Below are 12,662 nucleotides of genomic sequence, written 5' to 3'. Positions count from 1 at the left end.
GGGGTTCCAAACGGAAACGGGAGAGCTGCCGACTATAAGGCGGAAATATGACAGCGTGACGAAGGCTTGTGCGTAGCCAATCCGGTGCCGGGGGGCTGGCCATCATGCTGCTTCACGGCGCGAGGGAGGTGATGACAGCGCCGACGCCGAGGGGCATCGTTACTTCAACATGGAATCGGGCCCGGGGATGCAGTGGGCATCCCCGGATGAGCGACTATCTGGCCGGGCGGCTCACCGGCCCGGCAACTGCGAGGCTGCCGGACCAGCTGCGGTGAGCCGTTGTCAGGCGCCCATGGCCGGGTCGGAGACCGTATGCGTGCCGTTCTCCAGCCGGCCGGCGAAGCGGCGCATGAAACCACCCTGCTGTGTGGTGACCGTGAAGTCGTACCAGTTGCCTTGCGACCCCACGGGCCAGTGCTGGTCGACCTCCTTGCCGGCCGGGACCTCGAACGTCCAGGGGCCGTCGTTCCGATAGGCGTTCGGCTTGACCGTGAACGTGCACGTCGCGCTGCCGCGGTTGATCAGCGTGAGCCAGACCTGGGCGTTGGCCTCGTCGTAGCACACACGGATCTCGGGCGCGGCACCGCCGCCGGCAGCCTTCTGCGCGCTGATATCGCCGACGAACGCGCGGTGATAGCCATTCGGGCCAAGCACCCAGAGGTCGTAGCGGCCACTGTCGCGGCTCACGTCGAGCTTCGCGTCGTAGGACTTGCCCGCCTCGATCGCATAGCGGCGCGGCACATCGCCCAGATGCAGGCGGTCGTACACGTGGAATACCGCGGCCTGGGTGCCGTCGTTCTTGAAACGCAGCCAGACCGTGTTCGTGGACGGGTCCTCGAAGCCGCTGGTATGCAGCGTGTAGGGCAGCGCGCGCGACGGGCGTGTGCCGTTCTTCTGGGTGGGCATCGACTGGGCGGCAACCGTCGGCGCAGGAATCTGCGCCTTGGCATCCTGCGCGGCGCGCAGCGTGTCGGCGTCCGTCTTCTGCAACGGCGTGAAGGCCAGGGCCGTGTTGCTGTTCGGGTTGATGAAGTCGAACGCCGACATCAGATCGCCCATGATCGCGCGGCGGTAGGCACTGATGTTGGTTTCCGCCACGCCGAAGCGCTGCTCGATGAAACGCAGGATCGAGGTGTGATCGAAGGCCTGCGAGTTGACCCAGCCACCTCGGCTCCACGGCGACACAACGTACATCGGCACGCGCGGGCCGGGACCAAACGGCGTCTTGTCGACGCTGTAGTACTCGGTCGATGCATCCATCGTCGTGTAGCCGACGGGGTTGCCCGTAGCGTCGAGTGCGGGGGCGCACGGCGGCGGCACGTGGTCGAAGAAGCCGTCGTTCTCGTCGAAGTTGATCAGCAGGACCGTGCGGCTCCAGATCGCGGGGTTGGCCGTCAGCGCGTCGAGCAACTGCTGCGTGTACCACGCGCCCTGCACCGGGCTCGACGGCCCCGGGTGTTCCGAGTATGTCGCAGGTGCGACGATCCACGATACCTGCGGCAGCGTGCCGGCGGCGATGTCATCGCGCAGTGCCTGCAGGAAGCCGCCATCGGGCATGGTGTTGCCGATGCCCTTGAAGAGCGGGTTCACCGTGTCGTTGGCCGGCGTATACGGCGTGTACGGCGAGCCGTTGGCGGCATTGCCCAGCGCCGCGTTGGCCGCGCGGTACTGCTTGAAGCCAGCCAGCGGATTGTCGGTGAAGTTGTCCGGCATGTTCTGGTAGACCTTCCAGGTCACGCCGGCGGCCTGCAGGCGTTCCGGATAGGTGGTCCAGGTGTAGTTGACGCCCGTGGCGTCGAGCGAGTCGCCGCTGTTGTCGATCACCGGGCCGCCGTTCTTGCCGAACGGATCATTGGTGCCGGTCCACTGGAACAGCCGGTTCGTGTTGGTGCCACCGTGGAAGCCGCAGTGGTAGGCGTCGCACAGCGTGAAGGCATTGGCCAGCGCGTACTGGAAGCCCAGTTCCTGCTCGGTGTAGTAGCCCATCGACTGGGTCTTCTTGGCGGTGGGCCACGCGCTCATCCGGCCGAGGTCCCACGCGGCCTGCGCGTCGGGCTGGCTGTGAGGCGTGCCGCTCACGCGCTGGGCGTTGCCGGCGGTCTGGTCCAGGTGATACGGCAGTACCACGCGGTTGATGTTGTTGCTGGCGTAGGTCTGTTGGAATGCGTTGCGGCCGCCCGGCAGTGGAATCGGGAAGCGGTCGCTGAAGCCGCGCACGCCGTTCATGGTGCCGAAGTAGTGATCGAACGAGCGATTCTCCTGCGTCAGGATCACAACGTATTCGACGTCGCGGATCGATTTGGTAGCGTTGTTGGCCGGAATGGCCAGCGCGCGGCGGATGGCCGGCGGGAATGCGGCAAGCGCGGCGGTGGCGGCGGCACTGCTGCCGGCCATCTTCAGGAAATTGCGTCGGCTGCTGGAGTTCATAGCGGTTCTGCCCTGGTCAAGCGTGTCGTTGTTGGTGGCGTCCATCGGTGCTCAGGGCGCGCATTTCATGAGCGGCTTGGCGGAATCGGGAGTATCGCCGCCGGGCGTGGTACCGGTGGGGGGCGTGGTACCGGTGGGTGGCGTGGTGCCGGAGTTTCCGGTGCTGCCGTCGCCATCGCCGCCACAGGCGGCAAGGGTCGCACACAGCAGCAGGGCCGCCAGGCACCCGCGGGTGCGGGCCCGGGTGATGGTGCGGATTGCGTCGATCATGGTCGGTGTCTCGTGCGGGGTATGGCCGGCCGCTGCTGTCTTGCAGCGGCGCGTCGCGTGACTCGCGATGCGCTTTGCAGCGTAAGCAGCCAGGTTGTCCTCGCAGTGACATCGGGCCCAAGAATTCCGATGACGGCATAGGCCTTTTTTGTGCCTTGGACCAGTTGGGCAATCGGTCAAATTATCTGAATCATCAGAATATTGTGCTGCGATGCACCAAACCGTGTGCTATGGTTTTAGACGCTTCCCTCGAATTTTGACGCAGTGGCGCGGCCGCGAATTTACCGATATTTCCCAGAAAGCCGCGCCAGTCCTGGGCTGCAGGGAGGTGGCACCCATGCTGGATGCGTCTGACCCCATTCTTGTTGCGGGTGCAACAAGCCGTGACCTTGCTTGTGATCAGGGCTTCCCGCCCCCAGTCTGGTAAGTGAGCAGGGCGCTTGGAGGAGTTGCATCATGAACAACCAACCCGACTATGTCTGGCACTACACGGTGGGCACGCCACTGGCCGCGATCGCGCGCGCCGGGCGTCTCGTGCCGGCCGCGGCATTGATGCGGGAGCCGCACCTGGGCAAGCAGGAGATTCTCTGGTTCTCACGCAACCAGCAGTGGGACCCGTCGGCGAGCAAGGACGACGGGCTGGGTCAGGCGCGTCACACGTTGACGCGCGGGGCGCTGCATACCCGATTTGGTCTTTATCGATTCGGCCTGTCGGCGCTGGACGTGCGCCTGGTGCCGTGGCCGACCGTCACGCGTGTGGCGGAAATCGACGTGCCCGAGGCCATGACGATGGTGGCCAACGGATTGCGCTGCGGCGCGGCGCCGACTGACTGGCTTGGCACGCTGATGCCGATTCCATTGTCGGATCTCCGTTTCGAGGCCTGGACCGGCGCGATCTGGGCGCGGGCCGATCTGAACGAAATCGCCGCCCAACTCGCGTAGCGGGCGGGCGCTCAAGTTCCGGCAATCAGCGGCTTAGCCCACGCGCGCTGATCGGCCAGACACATTCCACCACGCCGGCCCGGACGCCGACGATCTCGTCATAAAGATTCAGGGTCGGGTCGCAATGGCCCGGCACAAGCATGACGCGGCTGCCCAGTGCGGGCAATGCCTCGGGGGTGTCGGCGCGGCGTGGCTTCACGATGCCGTGCTCATCGTTGGCCGCCACATAGTCGAGCGTCGTCGACGCCGCGCCCTCGGCCCAGATCCACGGCAGCCCGGAATCGACCGCCATCGACTTCAGTCCCGCATCCAGAATCACGCGGTCTCCCGCCGCCACGCTCATGACCGTGGTGGCGATAAAGAGGCTATGTTCGAAGCGCAGCGTGCCGGTATAGGCATTGCTGCCGTAGTCCGCGTCCATGAACACATAGGAACCTGGCTGGATTTCGGTATAGACCCCACTGGTCAGGTCGAACTCCACGCTGCCGCTGCCGCCCCCGGTCACCACGTCACAGCGCACGCCGACTGCGCCAAGGCGTGCGATGACGCTACCGGTGCGCTCGGCAGCCCGTGCGGCGGCGTCACGACGCTCGGCCCAGCCGCGCAGATGCTGGACGCCGCCGTGGTATGCCTGCAGGCCGCGAAATGTCAGTGCCGACTGATTCGCGATGCGCTCTGCGAGCCGCAGCGCTTCGGATGCATCCCGCACACCGCAGCGACCCTGGCCGACGTCGATTTCGACGAAGACATCGACCGCGCTGCCCGCCGCCGAGGCAGCACTGGCCAGTGCGTCGATCTGCGCGACGTCGTCGACGCACACGCTCACGCGCGCATGCCGGGCCAGTTCGGCCAGCAGCGCCGCCTTGGCCGGGCTGGCGAGTTCATTGCTGATGTGGATATCGTGGACACCGGCGCGCGCGAACGGCACGGCCTCACTTACCTTCTGGCAGCAGATGCCCACTGCGCCCTGGGCGATCTGCGCAACTGAAACGTCTGGGCACTTGTGTGCCTTGGCGTGAGGACGCAGCTTGACGCTGGCCGCGTCGGCCGCGGCCTGCATCCGGCTGATGTTGCGGGCGAAGACATCCAGGTCGACGACGAGCGAAGGTGTGTCGATGGCGTCTACGGGCTGGCCGGGACGCGCGGCGGGAGGCAGGTCAAAGGCGATGGACATGGCGAGATGGCGGTTGACTGGGGGACAGGACCGGCGATACGTACCACACAATGCGCGAGACAGCGTAGCACGGTCCGCCATGCCGTCGCCCGGGAGTGCTGAAAAAGCCTCTCGCAAGCCTCGCATTTGATCTATCGCAAATGAAGATCATGGGTAGGCTCAAGCTTCAGACGAGGGCGTCGTTAAGGCGGGCTTGCACCCTTATCTGTTGAGCCCCATGAATAACCTGAGCATCCGCCACGGCCTGCTGGCGACCCTGGTGATTTTCGGCCTGATGATCGTGTTTGGCGCCGCGCTGGGCGTGACCCAGTTGTACGCAGCCAGCGAGTCCGCGGAGGACATGCATCAGGTATCGGCGCACGTGCAGTTGCTTAACAGCGCCTACAAGGACATGACACGCGCGCGCGCTGCGCTGACGCGTGCGTACAACTCGGCCAAAGCCGGCGGCGGCGTCAACGCCGAGGCAATCGGCAATGCGGAGGGCTCGATCCGCAAGTCCACCGATGCGTTGGAACGCTTTGCCAGCGCGCCTGTTCTGGAGGGGCTGGATGCCTCGGCACGCGACGGCATGGTTGCTGTCGCACGGGCACACAATGACGCTGTGCAACGGGGACTCGAAGCATTGCGCAAGGATGATCCCGATGGCTTCGTGGCGATCAACGACAAGGACATCACCGCGACAGGTATGAAGTATTCAGCTGATGTCGAGCGTTTCGAGGCGCTCGCCACCCAGCACACTGAAGCCGTGATCGCCAGGATCAGCACCCGTTTCAACCGGGTGCTGATCCTGGTGTGTGTCGGCATGGTGGCGTCGGTGCTGCTGATCGTGGTCGTGCATCTGGCGCTGCGCAAGCTGGTTGTGGCGCCGCTGCACCAGGCGTGCGACCTGATCATGCGCGTGGCGGACGGCGATCTGACGATCAAGGTGCCCGAAGCCGGCCGCAATGAAATCGGACAGTTGCTGCGCGCGCTGTCGCGAATGCAGCATGGGCTGACGGACACCGTGGCGAAGGTGCGGGCGGGCTCCGATGCGGTGACAACAGGCGCGCGGGAGATTGCCGCGGGCAATACCGACCTGTCGTCGCGTACCGAGCAGCAGTCGTCGGCGCTGGAGCAGACGGCCGCCAGCATGGAGGAGTTGACGTCGACGGTGGCCAATAACGCGGAGAGCGCCACGCGCGCCAGCGGCCTGGCCCGCGATGCGGCGGATCTGGCATCGCGCGGTGGCGAGGTGGTGCGCGGCGTGGTGCAGACGATGAGCGAGATCAACGCCAGCTCGCAGAAGATCGTGGACATCATCGCCGTAATCGACGGCATTGCATTCCAGACCAACATCCTTGCGCTCAATGCCGCCGTGGAAGCGGCACGTGCTGGCGAGCAGGGTCGCGGTTTCGCGGTGGTGGCTGGCGAGGTGCGCGCGCTGGCTCAGCGCAGCGCAGGAGCCGCCAAGGAGATCAAGTCGTTGATCGATTCGTCCGTCGACAAGGTAGGCGCCGGCAGCGCGCAGGTAGAGCAGGCCGGCAGCACGATCGAGGACATCGTGGTGGCCGTGCGGCGACTGGCCGATACCGTCAACGAGATCTCGGCGGCATCGATCGAACAGTCTTCAGGTATCTCGCAGGTCAGCGAGGCGGTGTCGCAGATGGAGCAGGTGAACCAGCAGAACGCTGCATTGGTGGAGCAGGCTGCTGCTGCCGCAGATTCGCTCGAATCCCAGGCCAACCAGCTTGCCGCCGCCGTGACAACGTTCAAGCTGGCGGCTTGATGGTTCGCCTGAGGGGCCGCCTGAGGGGCCGCCTGAGGGGCAACCTGAGGGGCAACCTGAAGGGCCGCCCGAGGGGGATTTACCCGGGCAGGTGGCGTTAGCTGGCGAGTTGTTCCTCGACGAACGTCAGCCGGTCGTTGCCCCAGAACAATTCGCCATCGACGATGAAGCTTGGCGCGCCGAAGATACCGCGTGCCACGGCTTCTTCGGTCACCTGCTTGAGTTCGGCCTTGACCTCGGGGTCGTCGAGCATCGTCAGTGCCTCGCGCGGGTCGAATCCCGCCGCCACCAGCACCTTGCCGATCTCGTTCGGGTCGTTGAGGTTCTTGCCGTGTTCCCACATCGCGCTGAAGATCGCGTCGACATAGCGGTGGAACTCGGCGTCACCCTTGCGCTGGTAGCCGATCGCGCCACGCATCAGGGCCAGCGTGTTCACCGGAAAGAACGGGTTGTGCCGGAACGGTGCATCGTAGCGCCGGGCCCAGCGTTCGGTATCGCCGGACGACCACTTGCTCTTGGCCGGAATCTCGGCCGGGCTATGGTTGCCGGTGGCCTTGAACACCCCGCCCAGCAGCATCGGCCGCCACACGATCGTTGCGCCGGTACGCGCCGCCACGCGAGGCAGTTCCTTGTACGCCAGGTACGAGTAGGGGCTGCCGAAATCGAAGAAAAATTCCACCTGCTTGGTCATTGCATGTCTCCTTTGTGTCCGGCTTTGTGCTTCTTGGCAATGCTGGCTTGAGGGCGATTACCAGTGTTCGATCCAGGGACGCAGATCGAGTTCGTGGGTCCAGGCATCGCGTGGCTGTTGATGCAGCATCCAGTAAGTGTCCGCGATGTGCTCCGGATTGACGATGCCGTCCTGTGTCCTGGTGGCGTAGCGGTCCGGGAAATTGTCGCGGATGAAGGCGGTGTCGATGGCGGCGTCGATGATCAGGTGGGCGACGTGGAGGTTCTTCGGGCCAAGTTCGCGTGCCATGCTTTGCGCCAGCGCGCGCAGCGCGTGCTTCGCGCCCGAGAATGCCGACATGCCCTCGCGGCCGCGCGTGCTTGCGGTGGCGCCGGTGAAGAAGATCGACCCGCGCTGCCGGGGCACCATGACGCGCGCGGCTTCGCGGCCCATCAGGAATCCCGCGAAACAGGCCATCTCCCAGACCTTGAAGTAGACGCGCGAGGTGGTTTCCAGAATCGGGAAATTCACGTTCGCGCCGATGTTGAACACCGCGACTTCCAGTTGGCCGATATCGCGCTCGATGCGCTCGATCATGGCAACCGTCTCTTCTTCCTTGCGCGCGTCGCAGCCAAAGGCATGGGCCTCGCCGCCTTCGGCCCGAATCTGCTCGACCAGTGGCGCGAGTTTGTCGGCATTGCGTCGGGTGACGCAGGCGACATAGCCCTCGCGGGCAAAGCGGCGGGCGATGGCGCCCCCGGTGGCGTCGCCGGCGCCGACGACGAGGATGGCTTTCTTCTCAGGCACGGTGTCTCCTCCTGCCAGGTTGAATTGCGGAAATGGTGCTGCGTGGAATGCCTTGGGTGTCCTGGGTGTTTGCGTAGTGGCTTGCATTATGACAGGAACGTTCCCGTATCGTGCGCCCGAGAATTCGTCCTTGACTTTATATCGTACGATATATATCGTAAGATGCATCGTAAGACTTGTTGGAGTGCAATCATGAGGGACTGCTTTGGTTCTGAGGGTAGGGGCGAAGGTCGCCAAGGTCATCAAGCGCGGCACGGTGGACATGGGCATTGGCGCGGGCAGCGTCACGCTGGCTTGCGCGTGCTGATCCATGCGATGGGCCGAGGCGGCAGCTTCTGGTCTGGTGGCGGCGGTGGCGATTGGGACGGCTCCGATGGCTTCGATGGCGAAAGCCTGCGCCGTGGCCGCAAGTTCAGCGCCGAGGATCTGCAACTGTTGTTGCTGTCGCTGCTAGAGGAAAAGCCGTCGCATGGCTATGAGCTGATCAAGGCGCTGGAGGCACGCACGGGCGGGTTCTACAAGCCGAGCCCGGGCGTGGTCTACCCCGCGCTGACTTTCCTGGAGGACCTCGGCTACGCAACGGTCGATACCGAGGGCAACAAGAAGCGCTACCAGTTGGCAGACGCCGGCCGCGCCTATCTGGAAGAGAACCGTGAGCGGCTGGAGCAGATGCTGGCACGGCTACAGCACGTGGCACGCAAGATGGACTGGATGCGCCGGGCCATGCGCGGCGAGCCGCAGCGCGAGCCCGAGCAGGGCGGATGGGTGCCCGAGTTCGTGACGTCGCGGATGCGACTCAAGCAGGCGCTGGCGCTTCGCAGCGGTGCGTCTCCAGACGAACAGCGCCGGATTGCCGCCATCCTGAACCGCGCGGCGGATGACATCGAATCGGGAGACCAGAACGCATGAATGACGACCGCAATCTGACAGTCGAGCGCGTCCGCCATCCGCTCAAGATGCGCCTGCTCAAGGTGTTGCGCACGCACCGGGTATCGCCGCAGTTGCTGCGCGTGACACTGGGCGGCGAAGACCTCGCGGACTTCGTCTCCGGCTCGTTCGACGATCACATCAAGGTGTTCTTCCCGCCCGCGGGAGCGGAAAAGCCTGCGTTGCCAGAAGTGGGGGCCGACGGCATCCGTTTTCCGGAAGGGCAGCCCCGGCCAGAGACACGCGACTACACGCCCCGCCGATACGACAACGCAGCCGGCGAACTCGACATCGAGTTCGTGCTGCATGGCGACGGGCCTGCTTCCACCTGGGCGGCGCAAGCGCAGCCGGGCCAGTATCTCGGCGTGGGCGGCCCACGCGGTTCGTTCGTGATCCCGCACGGGTTCGACTGGCATCTGCTGATCGGCGACGACACTGCGCTGCCGGCCATGGCTCGCCGTATCGAGGAGCTGGGCCCGGACGCCCGTGTGATCGTGGTGGCGGAAGTGTCGGATGCCTCGGCGCAGATTCCGCTCGCGACCGGGCCGAATGCGCAAGTGCATTGGGTTCACCGCGAAGGCCGACCCGAGGGTAGCCAGCTTGCGCCGACGCTTCGCTGGCTCAGTTTGCCGCAGGGCGAAGGCTACGTCTGGGCTGCTGGCGAGGCCGCCGCGATGCGCGAGGTGCGCCAGTATCTGGTGGGCGAGCGCGGCATCGACAAGTCGCGTATTCGCGCATCGGCTTACTGGAAACGCGGCAATGCGGCGGTGCATGAAACGATCGATGACTGAAGAGTTGAATCGCGACATCTGAAATTTTTCGTCGCGGGCTCCGGCAGGGGCGTGGCGCGGATACACTAATCGCCACGCTCATCGACACAGGGATCTGCCATGCCGCGCCTTCGCCTGTCGCCATTGTTCGCTGTTGCCGCCGCCATCGTCGCCACTGTTGGCACTGCGGCGTGCGCCCCCGACTCCGTGCGTAACTACGAGGCCCATGGCCTCAACAAATATCTGAACACGATCCAGGATGCGTGCGCCGACACGCGGCTTGGCAACCACAACCTGGGCGAGTGGCTGCGCAGCGGCACCACCGATAGCGACAGCGACTACGTCTACTGGCTCGACCAAACCTCCAGGCTTTACTACAGCCGCATCAATGTGCCGCAGTATCGCGACGCGATTGCCGGGTCGATGGGGGGTACCAAGTCCAATGCCGATGCGCTCGATTGCATCGTGCGCCATCTTCCTCCGGATCGTCCGACACAGCCACCCGGCGGCATGTTCCAGTAACGCAGCGCGACGCGCGTTGATCGACGTGTGCCATTTATTGGTTGTGCGATTGCGCGCGTCTTGCTAAATTCAGTCCCCAGCGACCGAGACAACGGTCGCGACGTCGCTCGGACGGTTCCGGGCGCTTACGTAAAGGACTCCACATGACTGCCGATTCCGGCAAGCGCCGCTTTGCGCGCATCGATCGTCTTCCCCCGTACGTTTTCAATATCACCGCCGAGCTCAAGATGGCCGCCCGCCGCCGTGGCGAGGACATCATCGACATGAGCATGGGCAACCCCGATGGCGCCACGCCGCCGCATATCGTGGCCAAGCTCGTCGACGCCGCGCAGCGGCCGGACACGCACGGGTATTCGGCGTCGAAGGGCATCCCGCGCCTGCGTCGCGCGATCTCGCACTGGTACCGCGAACGCTATGACGTCGATATCGATCCGGACAAGGAGGCGATTGTCACGATCGGCTCGAAGGAAGGCCTTGCGCACCTGATGCTGGCCACGCTGGACCGTGGCGACACCGTGCTGGTGCCCGACCCCAGCTACCCGATCCACATCTATGGCGCGGTGATCGCGGGGGCAGACATCCGCTCAGTGCCGCTGACGCCGGGCATCGACTTCTTCGCCGAACTGGAACGCGCGATTCGTGGCAGCTACCCGAAGCCGAAGATGATCGTGCTGGGTTTCCCGTCCAATCCGACGGCGGCCTGCGTGGAGCTCGATTTCTTCGAACGCGTGATTGCGCTGGCGCGCAAGCACGACATCTTCGTGGTGCACGACCTGGCTTATGCCGATATCGTTTTCGATGGCTGGAAGGCTCCGTCGATCATGCAGGTGCCGGGCGCGAAGGACATCGCGGTGGAGTTCTTCACGCTGTCCAAGAGCTACAACATGGCGGGATGGCGGATCGGCTTCATGGTCGGCAATCCCGACCTTGTGGCCGCGCTGACGCGTATCAAGAGCTATCACGACTATGGCACGTTCACACCGCTGCAGGTGGCGGCGATCGCCGCGCTCGAGGGCGACCAACAGTGCGTGAAGGAAATTGCCGCCCAGTATCAGTCGCGCCGCGACGTGCTGGCACGCGGGCTGATCGAGTCGGGCTGGCCAGTCGATATTCCAAAGGCTTCGATGTACATCTGGGCCCGTATCCCGGAACCCTATCGCGCGCTCGGCTCGCTAGAGTTTGCCAAGCAACTGTTGGCCAAGGCCAAGGTATCGGTTTCCCCCGGTATCGGGTTTGGTGACTACGGCGATGAGTATGTGCGATTCGCGCTGATCGAGAACGAATCGCGTATCCGTCAGGCGGTGCGCGGGATCAAGGCGATGTTCCGCGCGGATGGGCTGGTGACGGCGCCAGGCGGCTGATCTGCAGTTGGTTTTTTCCCCTCTTCCGCGAGCGGAAGAGGGGAGCCAGCAATCGGCAACTCCCAACCTCAGAAATATCCCACGAACCGTTTCATGATCGGCGATAGCGCATCCGCGCGATGCGCCATCAGGATGCGGCTGCCTGCGTCGGGCCCGGCGATGGCGCGGTACGCCACGCCGGGGATGCCCGTGCGCGCGTATATCGCCGGTAGCACCGACACCCCGGCACCACTGGCTACCAGGCCGATGATCGTGGTGGCCTCGCGCGCTTCCTGCGCGACATTCGGCGCGAATCCGGCGCGATTGCACAGTGTGGTCACGTGATCGAACAGGCCGCAACCGAGTCCGCGGGGAAACAGCAGGAACCTCTCGCCGGACAGTTCGCTGATGTCGATCTCCGTCTGCTCGTTCGATCGCGCCAACAGGTGGCCGAGCGGTAGCACCGCCACCAGACGGTCCGCCAGGACCTCCCGCACTTCAATACGCGCCGGTGGCCGGAACTGCGGTGAGGGACGCAGGAATCCAATGTCGATTTCGCCACTTTCGAGTTGCTGGAGCTGCTGGCCGGTGGACATGTGCACCAGTTCGAGCCGGGCATGGCGATGTGCCTCGCGGAAGGCGTGCACGGCGCGAGGAAAGACATCCTGCATCGGCACGGACGCCGTAAACCCCACGCGTATCTCTCCTGCCTCTCCGGAGGCCACCTGCCTGACCACGTCACGCGCTTCGTCGAGATTGGCCAGTGCCGCCCGTGCCTTGTCCAGGAACAGTTCTCCGGCCGGCGTCAGCGCCACGTGATGGCGCGACCGCTCCAGCAGCGGGCTGCCCAGTTCATCTTCCAGTGCCTTGATCTGGATGCTGAGCGGCGGTTGGCTGACATGCAGCCGGCGGGCGGCCTCGCTGAAGCTCAGCGCCTCGGCCACGGCCACGAAATAGCGAAGTTGGCGAAAGTCCATTGATACGAATTCGAAATAACGAGCCACCTGAAAACATATTGGACAGTATCACGGCCCGCGCCGAGAATGTG

General features: G+C 64.7%; 12 protein-coding genes. 6 read left to right on the top strand and 6 right to left on the bottom strand.

What is annotated here, in order from left to right:
- Positions 1-282 precede the first annotated feature (282 nt).
- The gene (locus WD006_RS16300) at positions 283-2,427 is read right to left on the bottom strand and encodes a phosphocholine-specific phospholipase C (protein ID WP_011518681.1); all 2,145 of its coding nucleotides are present in this window, start codon (positions 2,425-2,427) and stop codon (positions 283-285) included.
- Positions 2,428-2,478: 51 nt separating this feature from the next.
- Positions 2,479-2,697, bottom strand: a complete 219-nt coding sequence (locus tag WD006_RS16295; RefSeq protein WP_017514643.1) for a hypothetical protein — start codon at positions 2,695-2,697, stop codon at positions 2,479-2,481.
- 456 nt (positions 2,698-3,153) lie between these two features.
- Between WD006_RS16295 and WD006_RS16290 the strand changes: the two genes are divergently transcribed.
- Positions 3,154-3,639: a hypothetical protein gene (locus tag WD006_RS16290; RefSeq protein ID WP_029309412.1), complete on the top strand. Its 486-nt coding sequence runs from the start codon at positions 3,154-3,156 to the stop codon at positions 3,637-3,639.
- Positions 3,640-3,664: 25 nt separating this feature from the next.
- Here WD006_RS16290 and WD006_RS16285 read toward each other — a convergent pair whose 3' ends face one another.
- On the bottom strand, positions 3,665-4,813 hold the full coding sequence (locus WD006_RS16285; protein ID WP_029309413.1) for a DSD1 family PLP-dependent enzyme: 1,149 nt from the start codon (positions 4,811-4,813) through the stop codon (positions 3,665-3,667).
- A 217-nt stretch (positions 4,814-5,030) separates the two neighbouring features.
- Here WD006_RS16285 and WD006_RS16280 point away from each other — a divergent pair, with 217 nt between their 5' ends.
- Positions 5,031-6,578: a methyl-accepting chemotaxis protein gene (locus WD006_RS16280; RefSeq protein WP_029309414.1), complete on the top strand. Its 1,548-nt coding sequence runs from the start codon at positions 5,031-5,033 to the stop codon at positions 6,576-6,578.
- A 97-nt stretch (positions 6,579-6,675) separates the two neighbouring features.
- On the opposite strand, the gene WD006_RS16275 is transcribed toward WD006_RS16280, so the two are convergent.
- Both WD006_RS16275 and WD006_RS16270 read right to left on the bottom strand, forming a co-directional pair.
- Positions 6,676-7,269, bottom strand: coding sequence for a 2-hydroxychromene-2-carboxylate isomerase (locus tag WD006_RS16275; protein WP_029309415.1), 594 nt, complete (start codon positions 7,267-7,269; stop codon positions 6,676-6,678).
- Between the two features lie 57 nt (positions 7,270-7,326).
- Complete coding sequence (locus WD006_RS16270; protein ID WP_060784142.1) at positions 7,327-8,055, bottom strand: SDR family oxidoreductase; 729 nt, start codon at positions 8,053-8,055, stop codon at positions 7,327-7,329.
- Positions 8,056-8,349: 294 nt separating this feature from the next.
- Between WD006_RS16270 and WD006_RS16265 the strand changes: the two genes are divergently transcribed.
- The 4 genes from WD006_RS16265 (at position 8,350) to alaC (ending at position 11,635) form a co-directional block, all read left to right on the top strand.
- On the top strand, positions 8,350-8,964 hold the full coding sequence (locus WD006_RS16265) for a PadR family transcriptional regulator (protein WP_035833748.1): 615 nt from the start codon (positions 8,350-8,352) through the stop codon (positions 8,962-8,964).
- Complete coding sequence (locus tag WD006_RS16260; RefSeq protein ID WP_011518689.1) at positions 8,961-9,773, top strand: siderophore-interacting protein; 813 nt, start codon at positions 8,961-8,963, stop codon at positions 9,771-9,773. The genes WD006_RS16265 and WD006_RS16260 overlap by 4 nt, the downstream gene beginning before the upstream one ends.
- 99 nt (positions 9,774-9,872) lie before the next feature.
- Positions 9,873-10,274, top strand: coding sequence for a hypothetical protein (locus WD006_RS16255; RefSeq protein WP_011518690.1), 402 nt, complete (start codon positions 9,873-9,875; stop codon positions 10,272-10,274).
- Between the two features lie 143 nt (positions 10,275-10,417).
- Positions 10,418-11,635, top strand: coding sequence for an alanine transaminase (gene alaC / locus WD006_RS16250; RefSeq protein WP_011518691.1), 1,218 nt, complete (start codon positions 10,418-10,420; stop codon positions 11,633-11,635).
- Between the two features lie 68 nt (positions 11,636-11,703).
- On the opposite strand, the gene WD006_RS16245 is transcribed toward alaC, so the two are convergent.
- Complete coding sequence (locus WD006_RS16245; RefSeq protein WP_029309418.1) at positions 11,704-12,591, bottom strand: LysR family transcriptional regulator; 888 nt, start codon at positions 12,589-12,591, stop codon at positions 11,704-11,706.
- Positions 12,592-12,662: the final 71 nt, after the last annotated feature.

Source organism: Cupriavidus sp. Met-2, assembly GCF_049843575.1.
In the GTDB taxonomy this organism is placed as follows: Bacteria; Pseudomonadota; Gammaproteobacteria; order Burkholderiales; family Burkholderiaceae; genus Cupriavidus; species Cupriavidus metallidurans.
This window is presented reverse-complemented; position numbering and strand designations above follow the sequence as displayed.

Coding starts and splice junctions, on each gene's coding strand:
- alaC (WP_011518691.1), top strand. CDS start 10,418: ATGACTGCCGATTCCGGCAAGCGCCGCTTTGCGCGCATCGATCGTCTT.
- WD006_RS16275 (WP_029309415.1), bottom strand. CDS start 7,269: ATGACCAAGCAGGTGGAATTTTTCTTCGATTTCGGCAGCCCCTACTCG.
- WD006_RS16245 (WP_029309418.1), bottom strand. CDS start 12,591: ATGGACTTTCGCCAACTTCGCTATTTCGTGGCCGTGGCCGAGGCGCTG.
- WD006_RS16285 (WP_029309413.1), bottom strand. CDS start 4,813: ATGTCCATCGCCTTTGACCTGCCTCCCGCCGCGCGTCCCGGCCAGCCC.
- WD006_RS16300 (WP_011518681.1), bottom strand. CDS start 2,427: ATGAACTCCAGCAGCCGACGCAATTTCCTGAAGATGGCCGGCAGCAGT.
- WD006_RS16260 (WP_011518689.1), top strand. CDS start 8,961: ATGAATGACGACCGCAATCTGACAGTCGAGCGCGTCCGCCATCCGCTC.
- WD006_RS16290 (WP_029309412.1), top strand. CDS start 3,154: ATGAACAACCAACCCGACTATGTCTGGCACTACACGGTGGGCACGCCA.
- WD006_RS16280 (WP_029309414.1), top strand. CDS start 5,031: ATGAATAACCTGAGCATCCGCCACGGCCTGCTGGCGACCCTGGTGATT.
- WD006_RS16295 (WP_017514643.1), bottom strand. CDS start 2,697: ATGATCGACGCAATCCGCACCATCACCCGGGCCCGCACCCGCGGGTGC.
- WD006_RS16255 (WP_011518690.1), top strand. CDS start 9,873: ATGCCGCGCCTTCGCCTGTCGCCATTGTTCGCTGTTGCCGCCGCCATC.